Source organism: Pseudomonas sp. RIT-PI-S (genome assembly GCF_025642975.1).
In the GTDB taxonomy this organism is placed as follows: domain Bacteria; phylum Pseudomonadota; class Gammaproteobacteria; order Pseudomonadales; family Pseudomonadaceae; genus Aquipseudomonas.
Map to the genome: position 1 here is coordinate 244,389 of NZ_JANZKJ010000002.1, position 15,351 is coordinate 259,739.

Genomic DNA, 15,351 nt, shown 5'->3' on the forward strand with positions numbered 1-15,351 from the left:
CGCAGCGACCTGTAGTTTTACTACTGCTCCCCCTACAACGGCACATGAAAAGAACATTGATTTGTAGTAAAACTACAGCACACCGGGCCAACCCACCGGTGATCCAAGAATTCATGTCGTCTGCCCACAAGGCCAGTCGCAAACTCAGGTCATCGATTCTGGTGGCCTTTCCGCCCTGGAGCAAGCCATGCAAGACCTCGATCCCGTCGAAACCCAGGAATGGCTGGACGCCCTGGAGTCGGTTCTCGACAAAGAAGGCGAAGACCGCGCTCACTACCTGATGACCCGCATGGGCGAGTTGGCCACCCGCAGTGGTTCGCAACTCCCCTACGCCATCACCACGCCATACCGCAATACCATCCCCGTGACCCACGAAGCGCGTATGCCCGGCGACCTGTTCATGGAACGCCGGATCCGTTCGTTGGTCCGCTGGAACGCGCTGGCCATGGTCGTTCGCACCAACCTCAGGGATTCGGACCTGGGCGGACATATTTCCAGCTTCGCCTCGAGTGCGACGCTGTACGACATCGGTTTCAACTACTTCTTCCAGGCACCTACCGAGGAGCACGGCGGCGACCTGATCTTCTTCCAGGGCCATGCCTCGCCCGGTGTCTACGCCCGGGCCTTCATGGAAGGCCGCATCAGCGAAGAACAGATGGACAACTTCCGCCAGGAAGTGGATGGCAAGGGCCTGTCCTCGTACCCGCACCCCTGGCTGATGCCAGACTTCTGGCAGTTCCCGACCGTTTCCATGGGCCTGGGGCCCATCCAGGCGATCTACCAGGCGCGCTTCATGAAGTACCTGGAAAGCCGCGGCTTCATCCCTGCCGGCAAGCAGAAGGTCTGGTGCTTCATGGGCGACGGCGAGTGCGACGAGCCGGAATCCCTGGGTGCCATTGCCCTGGCTGGCCGCGAGAAGCTGGACAACCTGATCTTCGTCATCAACTGCAACCTGCAGCGCCTGGACGGCCCGGTGCGCGGTAACGGCAAGATCATCCAGGAACTCGAAGGCGTGTTCCGTGGCGGCGGCTGGAATGTGAACAAGGTGGTCTGGGGCCGCTTCTGGGACCCACTGTTGGCCAAAGACGTCGATGGCATCCTGCAGCGTCGCATGGACGAAGTCGTCGACGGCGAATATCAGAACTACAAGGCCAAGGACGGCGCGTTCGTCCGTGAGCACTTCTTCAACTCGCCAGAACTCAAAGCCATGGTCGCGGACCTGTCCGACGACGAGATCTGGAAGTTGAACCGTGGCGGCCACGACCCCTACAAGGTGTACGCCGCCTACCACTCCGCGGTGAACCACAAGGGCCAGCCGACTGTAGTCCTGGCCAAGACCATCAAAGGTTACGGCACCGGCGCTGGCGAGGCGAAGAACACCGCCCACAACACCAAAAAAGTGGATGTGGACAGCCTGCGCAAATTCCGCGACCGCTTCGACATCCCTGTGCGCGACGAAGACCTGGAAAAAATGGCCTTCTTCAAGCCCGAGCCGGGCAGCGCCGAAGCCAAGTACCTGAGTGAGCGCCGCAGCGCGCTGGGTGGCTTCGTGCCGCAGCGCCGCGCCAAGAGCTTCAACGTGCCGGTGCCACCGCTGGAAACCCTCAAGGCCATTCTCGATGGCTCGGGCGACCGTGAAATCTCCACCACCATGGCCTTCGTGCGCATCCTGACCCAACTGGTCAAGGACAAGGAACTAGGCCAGCGCATCGTTCCGATCATCCCGGACGAAGCTCGCACCTTCGGTATGGAAGGCATGTTCCGCCAGCTGGGCATCTACTCATCCGTAGGCCAGCTGTATGAACCTGTGGATAAAGACCAGGTGATGTTCTACCGCGAGGACAAGAAGGGCCAGATCCTCGAGGAAGGCATCAACGAAGCCGGCGCCATGTCGTCCTTCATCGCTGCCGGCACCGCCTACAGCTGCCACAACCAGCCGATGCTGCCGTTCTACATCTTCTATTCGATGTTCGGCTTCCAGCGCATCGGCGACCTGGCCTGGGCCGCGGGCGACAGCCGTACGCGTGGCTTCCTGGTCGGCGGCACTGCCGGGCGTACCACACTCAATGGCGAAGGCTTGCAGCATGAAGATGGCCACAGCCATCTGATGGCGGCGACCATCCCTAACTGCCGCAGCTACGACCCCACCTATGGCTATGAACTGGCGGTGATCATCCGCGAAGGCATGCGCCAGATGATGGAAGAGCAGCAGGACATTTTCTACTACATCACCGTGATGAACGAAGCCTATGCCCAGCCAGCGCTGCCGGCTGGCGCCGAGGACGGCATCATCAAGGGTATGTACCTGCTCGAAGACGATACCCGCGATGCCGCGCACCATGTGCAGCTGCTGGGTTCGGGCACCATCCTGCGGGAAGTGCGCGAGGCCGCGAAGATCCTGCGCGAGGAGTTCAATGTGGGCGCGGACGTCTGGAGCGTTACCAGCTTCAACGAGCTGCGCCGCGACGGCCTGGCCGTGGAGCGCAGCAACCGCCTGCACCCTGGCCAGAAGCCTGAGCAGTCTTATGTGGAGCAGTGCCTGAGCGGCCGTAAAGGCCCGGTCATCGCCTCGACCGACTACATGAAACTGTTCGCCGAGCAGATCCGCCAGTGGGTTCCAAGCAAGGAGTTCAAGGTCCTGGGTACCGACGGCTTCGGCCGTAGCGACAGCCGCAAGAAACTGCGCCACTTCTTCGAAGTGGACCGCCATTTCATCGTGCTGGCCGCGCTCGAGGCTTTGTCAGACCGTGGCGATATCGAACCGAAGGTGGTGGCTGAAGCCATCGTCCGGTTTGGCATCGACCCTGACAAACGCAACCCCCTGGACTGCTGAGGAGAACATTCGTGAGCGAGCTTATTCGCGTACCCGACATCGGCAGCGGTGAAGGGGAAGTTATCGAGATTCAGGTCAAGGTCGGCGACCGCATCGAAGCCGAGCAAAGCCTGGTGACACTCGAGTCAGACAAAGCCAGCATGGAAGTGCCCGCCCCCAAAGCCGGGGTGGTCAAGGCCATCAAGGTCAAGCTGGGCGATCGCCTGAAGGAAGGCGACGAACTGCTGGAGCTGGATATCGAAGGCGGCCAGGCTGCTGAGCCTGCCGCCGAAGCGGCGCCGACCAGCGCTCCGGACGAGGCCGAGGAAACCCGCCCGGCGGCCCCCGCCTCGGCACCCGCGCCCAGCGCTGCGGGCCAGGGCGCCAGCCAGGACGTGAACGTGCCGGACATCGGTTCGTCGGGCAAGGCCCAGGTTATCGAGATCCAGGTGAAGGTCGGCGACACCGTCGAGGCGGATCAGTCCCTGATTACCCTGGAGTCGGACAAAGCCAGCATGGAGATTCCCTCTCCCGCGGCGGGCGTCGTTGAAAGCATCAGTGTCAACCTGAACGACGAAGTGGGCACCGGTGACTTGATCCTCAAGCTCAAGGGCGCGGGTTCGGCGCCCACCCAGGCTGCCAATACCGCGGCTGCTTCGGCACCCGCCCCCGCTCCCGCCGCGGCTCCGGCCGCCGCGAGCGCGCCTGCAGCTGCGCCAGTGGCAGATAGCGTGAAGGACATCCACGTGCCGGACATCGGCTCGTCTGGCAAAGCCAAGATCATCGAAGTACTGGTCAAGGCCGGCGACAAAGTAGAGAAAGACCAGTCGCTGATCACCCTGGAATCCGACAAGGCCAGCATGGAGATCCCTTCGCCGGAAGCGGGCGTGGTGGAAAGCGTGATCGCCCAGCTGGAAAGCGAAGTCGGCACCGGCGACCTGATCCTCAAGCTGAAAGTTGCCGGTAGCGCCCCGGCGCCAGCAGCCCAGGCCGCTCCGGCACCAGCGTCCGCTCCCTCGGCATCCGCGCCCGCGACCAGCGCGGCCAAGCCGGCCAGCGCACCTGCCCCCGCTGCCGCGCCCGCGGCACCGAGCGGCAAGGTACACGCGGGCCCCGCTGTACGTCTGCTGGCCCGCGAGTTCGGCGTGGACCTGGCCCAGGTATCGGCCACCGGCCCGCACGGCCGCATCCTCAAGGAAGACGTGCAGGCGTACGTCAAAACCATGATGACCAAGGCCAAGGAGGCGCCTGCCGCCACTGCGGCCACGGGCGGCGCGGGCATCCCGCCGGTACCGGTGGTGGACTTCAGCCGCTTCGGCGAAATCGAAGAAGTGCCGATGACCCGCCTGATGCAGGTTGGCGCGGCCAACCTGCACCGCAGCTGGCTCAACGTCCCGCATGTGACCCAGTTCGACCAAGCCGACATCACGGAGCTGGAAGCTTTCCGCGTGGCTCAGAAAGCCGTAGCTGAAAAGGCCGGCGTGAAGCTGACCGTGCTGCCGTTGCTGCTCAAGGCCTGCGCGCACCTGCTCAAGGAACTGCCGGACTTCAACAGTTCGCTGGCCCCGAGCGGCAAGGCGATCATTCGCAAGAAGTACGTGCACATCGGCTTCGCCGTGGACACGCCAGATGGGCTGCTGGTGCCGGTGATCAAGAACGTTGACCAGAAGAGCCTGCTGCAGCTGGCGGCCGAGGCCGCGGCCCTGGCAGAGAAGGCCCGCACCAAGAAGCTGGCTTCGGACGACATGCAAGGCGCCTGCTTTACCATCTCCAGCCTCGGCCATATTGGCGGTACGGGCTTCACGCCTATCGTCAACGCGCCGGAAGTGGCCATCTTGGGCGTGTCCAAGGCGACCATGCAGCCGGTATGGGATGGCAAAGCGTTCCAACCCAAGCTGATGCTGCCGCTGTCGCTCTCGTACGACCACCGCGTGATCAACGGCGCCGCCGCTGCCCGTTTCACCAAACGGTTGGGCGATGTGCTCGGCGACATTCGTACGCTGCTTCTGTAATGAACTCGCCGCGTAGCTTCTACGCGGCATCACTGTTTTGGGCTGCTACGCTCGAAAACCTCAACCCCGCTCCGGCGGGGTTTTTTTTGCAGCTTTACGTAAGCGATCTGCTACCCTCGGCTGCATCACAGACATGAAGTTCATCCATTTGACGCCAAATAGATGTCAACTATAGTGAAGCGGCTTCGTTGCCGGCATTTCGGCGCAATGTTTGTAAGAAAACCGACGTTTAACCTACCGCATGAAGGCATAGGGCCACTGTATCGCTTGTCAGCCGCAGCGGCATGATGCAACCTTGCTACACGCGACAACATCCACCAGACGGATCTGCGCAACCCGTATTTCTGAAGCGAGTTCTCGATGAAAAGCCAGCCGGATGCCGCCACTCGTATGGCGGCCGAGGTCGTTACGCAGCTGCCGGTGCCCTCGCGCCTAGGCATGCTGCGTTTCGAGCGGCTGAACGAGGCGAATTGGGCCCTGCTGTATCTGGACCCCAGCTGCGAAAAAGACTTCGGCCTGCCCGCGGCCGAGCTGTGTGCGCTCATCGGCTCGCCATACGCCAGCTTGATGGAACCAGAAGCCCGCTATCAGTTGCACGACGCCATCCAGGCGCAGCTGGCCAAGCGTGCGTATTACCTGGTGCGCTATGTGCTGCACGCCAGTGACGGGCCGATCAACATCCTCGAAGTGGGTGAACCTTATAAGCAGCACAATCGGCAGCTGCTGCGCGGGTACTTGCTGGCCGTGGACGACCTGGCCAGCGAAGCGCCGGACGTCGAGCACGGCGAACTGGAGACCCAGAACGGCCGCCTGCAGATCGCCCTGGAACTCAACCAGCGCGCCCAACGCGAGCAACTCCAGCACCTGGAGCGGGTGCGCGGCCAGCAGGATCTTATCCTGCGCCTGGCGCGCCAACGCTACAGCACCAATGATCCCCTGCGCGAAGCGGCAGAGCTGATCACCCGCAGCGCCTGCGAGATCTTCCAGATCGACGGCACCAGCATCTGGCACCTCGAAGGGCAGCGGCTGGTGCCGATCGTGGCCTACAACGCTTCCACCAAGACCTACAGCATTCCCGCCCCGATCGATGCGAGCCGTTACCCCGACTACCTCGATGCACTGCACCGCAGCCGTGCCGTGGACGCCAACAACCCCACCGGTGACCCACGCATTCGCGACCTGACTGCCGCCTCGCGGCGGGGAGACGCAGGTTCCGTGCTCGACGCCAGTGTTCGAGTGGACGGCCAGGTGGTGGGGGTGCTTTGCCTGGAGCAGCGCGGTGTAGAGCGCGCCTGGCAGTCGGACGAAATCGCCTTCGCTGGCGAGCTGGCCGACCAGTTCGCGCAAGTCATCACCAGCCACAATCGGCGCACCGCGGCGAGCGCGCTGCATTTGTTCCAGCGTGCCGTGGAGCAGAGTGCTAACGCCTTTTTGCTGGTCAACTGCGACGGCGTGGTGGAGTACGTGAACCCCAGCTTCACCGCCATCACCCAATACACGTCCGACGAAGTCCACGGCCATCGACTGGCCGAGCTTCCTGCGCTGGAAAACCTCAGCGAACTGCTGTTCGATGCGCCCTCTAGCCTGGCCAAGAGCAACAGCTGGCAAGGCGAATTCAAAAGCCGGCGCAAGAACCTGGAACCCTACTGGGGCCAACTGTCGATTTCCAAGGTATTCAATGACCATCGGGAGCTGACGCATTACATCGGCATCTACGAGGACATCACCCAGTCCAAGCTGGCGCAACAGCGCATCGAGCGGCTGGCCTATACCGACAACCTCACCAACCTGGGCAACCGGCCGGCCTTTATCCGCAGCCTGGACGAGCGTTTCGCCACAGACGTGGAAACACCGCTGGCCTTGATGCTGGTGGACATCGACAACTTCAAGCGCATCAACGATAGCCTCGGTCATCAAACCGGCGACAAGCTGCTGATCAGCCTTGCCCGCCGCCTGCGCAACAGCTTGAGCCCTTCGGGCACCCTCGCCCGCTTCGCCAGCAATGAGTTCGCCGTGCTGCTGGACGATACCGATCCCGAAGCCGGGCAGCAGCTGGCGTTGCAAGTGCTCAAAACCCTCGACAAGCCCATGTTCGTCGACAATCAGTTGATCAACGTTACGGCCTCGGTGGGCTTGGCGTGCGCGCCCCTGCATGGCCGGGACCCGCAAACGCTGATGAAAAACGCCGGCCTGGCGCTGCACAAGGCCAAGGCCAACGGCAAGCACCAAGTGCAGCTGTTTACCGAAGCGCTGAACGCTGAGGCCAGCTACAAGCTGTTTGTGGAAAACAACCTGCGCCGCGCCCTGACCCAGAACGAACTCGAGGTCTTCTACCAGCCCAAGCTATGCCTGCGCTCCGGCCGGCTGCTGGGAATGGAAGCACTGCTGCGCTGGAACCATCCGGAAAAAGGCATGATCCGCCCGGATCAATTCATCAGCGTGGCTGAAGAAACCGGGCTGATCATCCCCATCGGCAAATGGGTGGTGCGCCAGGCCTGCCGCATGAGCAAACAGCTTACGGCGGCGGGCTACGGGCCGCTGCATGTGGCCATCAACCTGTCGCCCAAGCAGTTTTCCGATCCGGACCTGGTCGCCTCGATCAGCCAGATTCTCACCGAAGAAAAACTCGCGCCCAACCTGCTGGAGCTCGAGCTGACCGAAGGCCTGCTGTTGGAAGCCACTGAAGACACCCGCCAGCTGCTGGGCCAGCTGAAAGGCCTGGGCCTGTCGTTGGCCATGGACGACTTCGGCACGGGTTATTCGTCGCTGAGCTACCTGAAGAAATTCCCGATCGACATCATCAAGATCGATCGCAGCTTCATCAACGACATCCCCACCAGCCAGGACGACATGGAAATCACCTCTGCGGTGATCGCCATGGCCCATAACCTCAAGCTCAAGGTGGTGGCTGAAGGGATCGAGACCGCCGAGCAGCTCAACTTCCTCCGCCGCCACCGCTGCGACGTAGGCCAGGGCTACCTGTTCGACCGGCCGATTCCGTCGGCGAGGCTGGTCGACGCACTCAAGCGTTACCCGCGGGGCCCGGCGACCTGACAGCCGCGCTCGGCTCGGGCACACTGTGAGCCTGTGACTGACCTTCTGCGGAGAACACCATGGTCTTGCGCTCGGAAATCCTCGTGAACAAAAACGAACTGCCTACGGCACAGCAGGCACTGCCTGGTCGTGACACACCCATGGCGGTGCCGGCTGAACATTTTGTAAACGGCCAGCCGTTGCAAGCGCCCTTCCCTGAAGGCCTCGAAGTGGCCTACTTCGGCCTTGGCTGCTTCTGGGGCGCCGAGCGGCGCCTGTGGCAACAACCCGGCGTGTACACCACGGCGGTCGGTTATGCCGGCGGCCATACCCCAAACCCTACTTATGAAGAAGTGTGCTCAGGGCTGACCGGGCACAGCGAAGTGGTGATGGTGGTGTTCAACCCTGGCGAAACCCGCTACGAAGACCTGCTCAAGGTGTTCTGGGAATCCCATAACCCCACTCAAGGCATGCGCCAGGGCAACGACGTTGGAACTCAATACCGCTCGGTGATCTTCACCACCAGCGAAGCTCAGTTGCATGCGGCGCTCGCCAGCCGCGAAGCCTTCCAGGGCGAATTGCGCAAGGCCGGGCACCCAGACATCACCACGGACATCCAGGCAGCGCCGACCTTCTTCTACGCCGAGGCGTACCACCAGCAATACCTGGCGAAAAACCCGGGTGGCTATTGCGGCATCGGCGGCACTGGGGTTTGCCTGCCAGCCTGATCCAGGCGTACGGGTTCGCGGACCTTAGGGTTCGGGGGCCCTAAGGTGCGTGGTTTTTGCTTGCTTCTATTCGGGAATCGGCCAATCCATGCGCCAGCTGCCACCGCTCTGCCCGAGCAACTCGGCGAGCCATGGCAGCAGCGCCTTGAGCTCATCCTCGAGCCCCCATGGCGGGTTGGCAATGGCCAGGCCAGAGCCGTTCAGCCGCTCGCCGCTGTCAGCCGGATGCACGAACAACTCGACCTTCAGCAGCTTGGGCGCGCCGGTACTGGTGAGCTCCTGATAAAAGCGTCGCAGGCTTTTCTCATCCTTGATCGGATACCACACCACCACGACGGTCTGGCGCATACGGGCAACGGCCTCCTTGACCGCCCGGGTGCAGCGCTGTAGCTCATCCGGCTGCTCGAAGGGGGGGTCGATCAGCATCACGGCGCGCTTTTCTGGCGTGGGCAGCAGCGCCCTCGGCACATGCCAGCCCTCGCCCCGGTGCACGGCCACGCGCGGGTCGCGCTTCATGTTGTCCTTGAGCGCAAGGCCATCGTCAGGATGCTTTTCATTGAACTGCAGGCTGTCCTGCTGCCGCGCTAGCCGGCGTGCCAGCTCGGGAGAGCCAGGGTAGTAACGCAATTCGCCATCAGGGTTGAGCTTGCGCAGGATGCGCAGGTAGTCGGCCGCCAGTTCCGGCGGGTTCTCGGCTTGCCACAAGCGGGCAACCCCCTCCAGGTACTCGCCGGTGCGGCTGGCCTGGTCACCTTGCAGGTCATACAGGCCCACACCGGCATGAGTGTCCAGATAGGCGAACGGTTGTTCCTTGCGCGACATCAGTGCAATCAGGCGGCTCAACACCAAGTGTTTGAAAACATCGGCGTGGTTGCCGGCATGGAAGGCGTGGCGGTAGTTCATGGTTACTCCTGCGGGGTGCCGGAGTTTACCGCGCACCGGCCCCAGAGCCAAAGGCCAGGGGCCGGGTGGCGTTCATCCGCGCTCAGCGCGCCAGGCTTTGTCCGCTGCGTCGAAACGCTGCTTTACGGTTTCGCACGGCGTGCCGAGGCGGCTCACCAATACGATCGCCAGGCAAGCCAGGGCAAAGCCGGGAATGATTTCGTACACATCCTGGTGGCCGTAGAGCTTCCACAAGACTACGGTGGTCGCGCCGGTAACGATCCCTGCCAAGGCGCCGTTGCGGCTCATGCCTTTCCACAGCACAGAGATGATCACCACCGGGCCGAAGGCCGCGCCAAAACCGGCCCATGCATAGCTGACCAAGCCCAGCACGCGGCTGTTGGGGTCCGCAGCCAGGGCGATGGAGACCAGCGCCACCAGCAACACCATGCCCCGGCCGACCCACACCAGTTCGCGCTGCGAAGCGGCCTTGCGCAGGAAGTGCCGGTAAAAGTCCTCTGTTAACGAGCTGGAGCACACCAGCAGCTGGCAGCTGAGGGTACTCATCACCGCCGCCAGGATGGCCGACAGCAGCACGCCGGCCACCCAGGGGTTGAACAGCAGTTTTGCGATTTCGATAAAGATCCGCTCAGGGTTTTCCGTGACCGCGCTGGCCAGCGCCGGGTTGGCATGGAAGTAGCCGATGCCGAAGAAGCCAACGGCGCAGGTGCCGCCGAGGCAGAGGATCATCCACGACATGGAAATGCGCCGGGCGCGGGTAATGGATTTCACCGAGTCCGCGGCCATGAAGCGCGCCAGGATATGCGGCTGGCCGAAATAGCCCAGGCCCCAAGCAAGCAGCGAGACGATGCCGATCCAGGTTTTATCGCGGAACATGTCGAAGCTCGCGATGTTGGCGCTTTCAATGTGCAGGAAGGTCGTGTCCACGCCCCCAGTGGCCAGCAGCACCACGATAGGGGTGAGGATCAGCGCGAAGAGCATCAGCGACGCCTGCACGGTGTCGGTCCAGCTGACCGCGAGGAAGCCGCCGATGAAGGTGTAAGCGATAGTGGCGGCGGCACCTACCCACAGCGCGGTTTCATACGGCAGGCCGAAGGTGCTTTCGAACAACCGCGCGCCGGCGACGATGCCCGAGGCGCAATAAATGGTGAAGAACACCAGGATCACTACCGCGCAAATGACCCGAAGCAGGCCGCTGTGGTCGTTGAAGCGGGCGGAGAAATAATCCGGAAGCGTCAATGCATCACCACTGTACTCGGTGTGCACTCGAAGGCGCCCGGCCACCAAGCGCCAGTTCAGGTAGGCGCCCACGATCAGCCCCAAGGCGATCCAGGCTTCCGACAGCCCGCTCATGTAAATGGCGCCTGGTAGGCCCATCAGCAGCCAGCCGCTCATGTCCGAAGCGCCAGCGGACAACGCGGTCACCACGCCGCCGAGCCGTCGGCCACCAAGGATGTAGTCGGAAAGGTCCCGCGTTGCGCGCCAGGCCAATAGGCCGATCAGCAGCATGACGCTGATATAGACCAGAAAAGCGATCAGGGTTGGGTTGCTCAGGCTCATTCGGTACTCAGGTCCTTGTTATTGGAGGTGCACCTTGGTTGCACCGAGAGGGCGCATCCTAGGGAGAGCGCAACTACCCTTTCAAGTGAGCTCCAGCGCTTTAGGAATAGTCCTACACATGTTTGGGAAGCGTCTTAAACCTCAAAGAAGCTGGGCAACGCTGAGCGCACTCTCTGAGTGCAGTGATCTGCGCGGCTCCGCGCCGCCGAACCGCCTGGGAAATAGTTCAACTATTTGGGTTGCACCGGGTTGCACCCCATTCGGGGCCCGGATAATCTTGCCGCCACGCACAAGCCACGCGACAGTGGCAACCCGATGAGGATAATTAAATGGCGACGACCACCCTTGGGGTCAAACTTGACGACCCGACCCGCGAGCGCTTGAAGGCTGCGGCGCAGTCCATCGACCGCACGCCGCATTGGCTGATCAAGCAAGCGATCTTCAATTATCTGGAGAAACTCGAGGGTGGTGCGTCCTTGACCGAGCTCGATGGCAGCGCTGCCATCGCCAACGACGATGCGGGTGAGGTGCAGGTCGACACGGCTCATCAGTGTTTCCTGGAGTTCGCCGAGAGCATCCATCCGCAGTCGGTGTTGCGTGCCGCCATTACCGGTGCCTACCGCCGCCCCGAGCAGGAAATGGTTCCGATGCTGCTGGAGCAGGCGCGCCTGCCGGCAAGCATGGCCGAGGCCGCGAACAAGCTGGCTGCCGGCATCGCCGAAAAACTGCGCAACCAGAAGAACGCCACCGGCCGCGCCGGCCTGGTGCAAGGCCTGCTGCAAGAGTTTTCGCTGTCATCCCAGGAGGGCGTGGCCCTGATGTGCCTGGCCGAGGCACTGCTGCGTATTCCGGACAAAGGCACTCGCGATGCACTGATCCGCGACAAGATCAGCAACGGCAACTGGCAGCCCCACCTGGGCAACAGCCCGTCGCTGTTCGTGAACGCCGCCACCTGGGGCCTGCTGCTGACCGGCAAGCTGGTGTCCACCCATAACGAGACTGGCCTGACCTCCTCGCTGAGCCGGATCATCGGCAAGAGCGGCGAGCCGATGATCCGCAAGGGCGTGGACATGGCCATGCGCCTGATGGGCGAGCAGTTCGTCACCGGCGAAACCATCGCCGAAGCCCTGGCCAATGCCAGCAAATTCGAAAGCAAGGGCTTCCGCTACTCGTACGACATGCTGGGCGAGGCAGCGCTCACCGAGCACGACGCGCAGAAGTACCTGGCGTCCTACGAGCAAGCGATTCATTCCATCGGCAAAGCCTCGCATGGCCGCGGCATTTATGAAGGCCCTGGCATTTCCATCAAGCTGTCGGCGCTGCACCCCCGCTACAGCCGCGCACAGTACGAGCGTGTGATGGAAGAGCTATACCCGCGCCTGCTGTCGCTTACCCTGCTGGCCAAGCAGTACGACATCGGCCTGAACATCGACGCCGAGGAAGCGGACCGCCTGGAGCTGTCGCTCGATTTGCTCGAGCGCCTGTGCTTCGAACCGCAACTGGCCGGCTGGAACGGCATCGGGTTCGTGATCCAGGCCTATCAGAAGCGTTGCCCCTATGTGATCGACTACGTCATCGACCTCGCTCGCCGCAGCCGCCACCGGCTGATGATCCGCCTGGTCAAGGGCGCTTACTGGGACAGCGAGATCAAGCGCGCCCAAGTCGAAGGCCTCGAAGGCTATCCGGTCTACACCCGCAAGGTGTACACCGACGTGTCCTACATCGCCTGTGCCCGCAAGCTGCTCTCGGTGCCTGAGGCCATCTACCCGCAGTTCGCCACGCACAACGCCCACACCCTGGCGGCCATCTACCAGATCGCCGGGCAGAACTATTACCCTGGCCAGTACGAATTCCAATGCCTGCACGGCATGGGCGAGCCGCTGTACGAACAGGTCGTGGGCAAGGTCGCCGATGGCAAGCTCAACCGGCCGTGCCGCGTGTACGCACCGGTCGGCACCCACGAAACGCTCCTGGCCTACCTCGTCCGCCGGCTGCTGGAGAACGGGGCGAACACGTCGTTCGTCAACCGCATTGCCGATCACTCCATTTCCATCCAGGAACTGGTCGCCGATCCTGTCTCCACCATTGAGCGCATGGGCAGCCAGGAAAGCGTCCTTGGCCTGCCGCACCCACGCATTCCATTGCCGCGTGACCTTTACGGCAGCGAGCGGAGCAACTCCGCCGGTATCGACCTCGCCAACGAACACCGCCTGGCGTCGCTGAGCAGCGCCCTGCTGGCCACTGCCCACAACGACTGGAAAGCCGGCCCGATGCTGGGCTGTGAACCTACGCCAGGCACCGCACAGCCGGTACTCAACCCCTCCGATCACCGTGACGTGGTTGGCCATGTGCAAGAAGCCGACGTGGCCGATGTGGACGCCGCCATCCAATGCGCGCTGATCAACGGGCCGATCTGGCAAGCCACTCCGCCGGCCGAGCGTGCCGCCATCCTGGAACGCGCCGCCGACCAGATGGAAGCGCAGATCCAGCCGCTGATGGGCCTGCTGGTACGCGAGGCGGGCAAGACCTTCGCCAACGCCATCGCCGAGGTACGCGAGGCGGTAGACTTCCTCCGCTACTACGCCGTGCAGGCGCGCCACGACTTCAACAACGACGCTCACCGGCCTCTGGGCCCGGTGGTCTGCATCAGCCCATGGAACTTCCCGCTGGCCATCTTCACCGGCCAGGTCGCCGCAGCCTTGGCCGCTGGTAACCCGGTGCTGGCCAAGCCCGCGGAGCAAACCCCCCTGGTGGCGGCGCAGGCCGTACGCCTTCTGCTCGAAGCCGGGATTCCCGAGGGCGTGGTACAGCTGCTGCCTGGCCGCGGTGAAACCGTGGGCGCCGGCCTTGTGGGCGACGAGCGCGTGAAGGGCGTGATGTTCACCGGCTCCACCGATGTGGCAAGGCTGCTGCAACGCAACATCGCCGGGCGCCTCGACAGCCAGGGCCGGCCGATTCCGCTGATCGCCGAAACCGGCGGGCAAAACGCAATGATCGTGGATTCCTCGGCGCTCACCGAGCAGGTAGTGATCGACGTGGTGTCCTCAGCGTTCGACAGCGCCGGCCAGCGCTGCTCGGCGCTGCGAGTGCTGTGCGTGCAGGAAGACAGCGCCGACCGTGTCATCGAGATGCTCAAGGGCGCCATGGCCCAGGCCCGCCTCGGCAACCCGGAGCGCCTCGCCGTAGACATCGGCCCAGTGATCGACGCCGAAGCCAAAGCTGGCATCGAGCAACACATCCAGGCCATGCGCGAAAAAGGCCGCACGGTGTATCAGGTGGCGATCGCCGACACCGCCGAATGCCGCCGTGGCACTTTCGTGATGCCAACGTTGATCGAGCTGGAAAGCTTCGATGAGCTCAAGCGCGAGATCTTCGGCCCGGTATTGCATGTGGTGCGCTACAAGCGCCGGGAACTCGATGCGCTCATCGGCCAGATCAACGGCTCGGGCTATGGCCTGACCCTGGGCGTGCATACCCGCATCGACGAAACCATCGCCAAGGTCACCGAAAGCATCAATGCGGGCAACATCTATGTGAACCGCAACGTGGTCGGCGCTGTGGTGGGCGTGCAGCCTTTCGGCGGCGAGGGCCTCTCGGGCACCGGGCCAAAAGCCGGTGGGCCGCTGTACCTGTATCGCCTGCTGTCCACGCGCCCGGCGGATGCAGTCAGCCGGACCTTCGACCGCAGCGACCTGAGCTCCCCAGACAGCCGCGTTCACGATGCACTGCTCAAGCCTCTGCACTCGCTCAAGGCGTGGGCCGAAAACACCCAGCAGTCGAGCCTGGTGGACCTGTGCAACCAGTTCGCGGCGCAGTCCCAGAGTGGGGTTTCACGCTTGCTGCCTGGCCCCACCGGCGAGCGCAACAGCTATGTGATCCTGCCGCGTGAACACGTGCTCTGCCTGGCGGATACCGAAGCCGACCTGCTCTGCCAATTGGCGGCGGTGCTGGCGGTCGGCAGCCGCGCGGTTATGGTCGAAGGCGACGTGGCACGCACGCTGTTTGGCCGGTTGCCCAAGGACGTTCAGGGCCGCGTGCAACTGATCGCTGACTGGAAGCGTGACGAAGCAGCGTTCGACGCAGTGATCCACCACGGCGACTCGGACCAGCTGCGCGGGGTATGCGAAACCATCGCGGCGCGTGCCGGCGCCATTGTCGGCGTGCAGGGGCTATCCCACGGCGAGACCAACATCGCCCTGGAACGCTTGGTGATCGAACGTGCGGTGAGCGTAAACACCGCTGCCGCGGGCGGTAACGCCAGCCTGATGACCATCGGCTGACAGCGGCCTGTAGCGCAAAACGG

At 63.1% G+C, this 15,351-nt stretch carries 7 protein-coding genes; 5 read left to right on the plus strand and 2 right to left on the minus strand.

Translation table 11 applies throughout. The features are described 5' to 3' along the window. Positions 1–187 precede the first annotated feature (187 nt). The 4 genes from aceE (at position 188) to msrA (ending at position 8,585) form a co-directional block, all read left to right on the plus strand. Positions 188–2,833, plus strand: a complete 2,646-nt coding sequence (gene aceE, locus OGL93_RS05155) for a pyruvate dehydrogenase (acetyl-transferring), homodimeric type (protein WP_263261306.1) — start codon at positions 188–190, stop codon at positions 2,831–2,833. Between the two features lie 11 nt (positions 2,834–2,844). Beyond that, entirely contained in the window at positions 2,845–4,824 is a 1,980-nt protein-coding gene (gene aceF / locus OGL93_RS05160) for a dihydrolipoyllysine-residue acetyltransferase (RefSeq protein WP_263261307.1), read from the plus strand. Positions 4,825–5,184: 360 nt separating this feature from the next. Then, complete coding sequence (locus tag OGL93_RS05165; RefSeq protein WP_263261308.1) at positions 5,185–7,878, plus strand: EAL domain-containing protein; 2,694 nt, start codon at positions 5,185–5,187, stop codon at positions 7,876–7,878. Between the two features lie 59 nt (positions 7,879–7,937). Then, positions 7,938–8,585: a peptide-methionine (S)-S-oxide reductase MsrA gene (msrA, locus tag OGL93_RS05170; RefSeq protein ID WP_263261309.1), complete on the plus strand. Its 648-nt coding sequence runs from the start codon at positions 7,938–7,940 to the stop codon at positions 8,583–8,585. 66 nt (positions 8,586–8,651) lie between these two features. Here msrA and rlmJ read toward each other — a convergent pair whose 3' ends face one another. Both rlmJ and putP read right to left on the minus strand, forming a co-directional pair. Then, positions 8,652–9,488 carry a 23S rRNA (adenine(2030)-N(6))-methyltransferase RlmJ gene (gene rlmJ / locus OGL93_RS05175; RefSeq protein WP_263261310.1) on the minus strand — a complete coding sequence of 279 codons (837 nt, stop codon included), beginning with the start codon at positions 9,486–9,488 and terminating at the stop codon, positions 8,652–8,654. A gap of 72 nt (positions 9,489–9,560) precedes the next feature. Further along, a complete protein-coding gene (gene putP / locus OGL93_RS05180) occupies positions 9,561–11,048 on the minus strand; it encodes a sodium/proline symporter PutP (protein ID WP_263261311.1) in 1,488 nt (495 codons plus the stop codon). 329 nt (positions 11,049–11,377) lie between these two features. Between putP and putA the strand changes: the two genes are divergently transcribed. Then, complete coding sequence (gene putA / locus OGL93_RS05185; protein ID WP_263261312.1) at positions 11,378–15,328, plus strand: trifunctional transcriptional regulator/proline dehydrogenase/L-glutamate gamma-semialdehyde dehydrogenase; 3,951 nt, start codon at positions 11,378–11,380, stop codon at positions 15,326–15,328. Positions 15,329–15,351 lie beyond the last annotated feature (23 nt).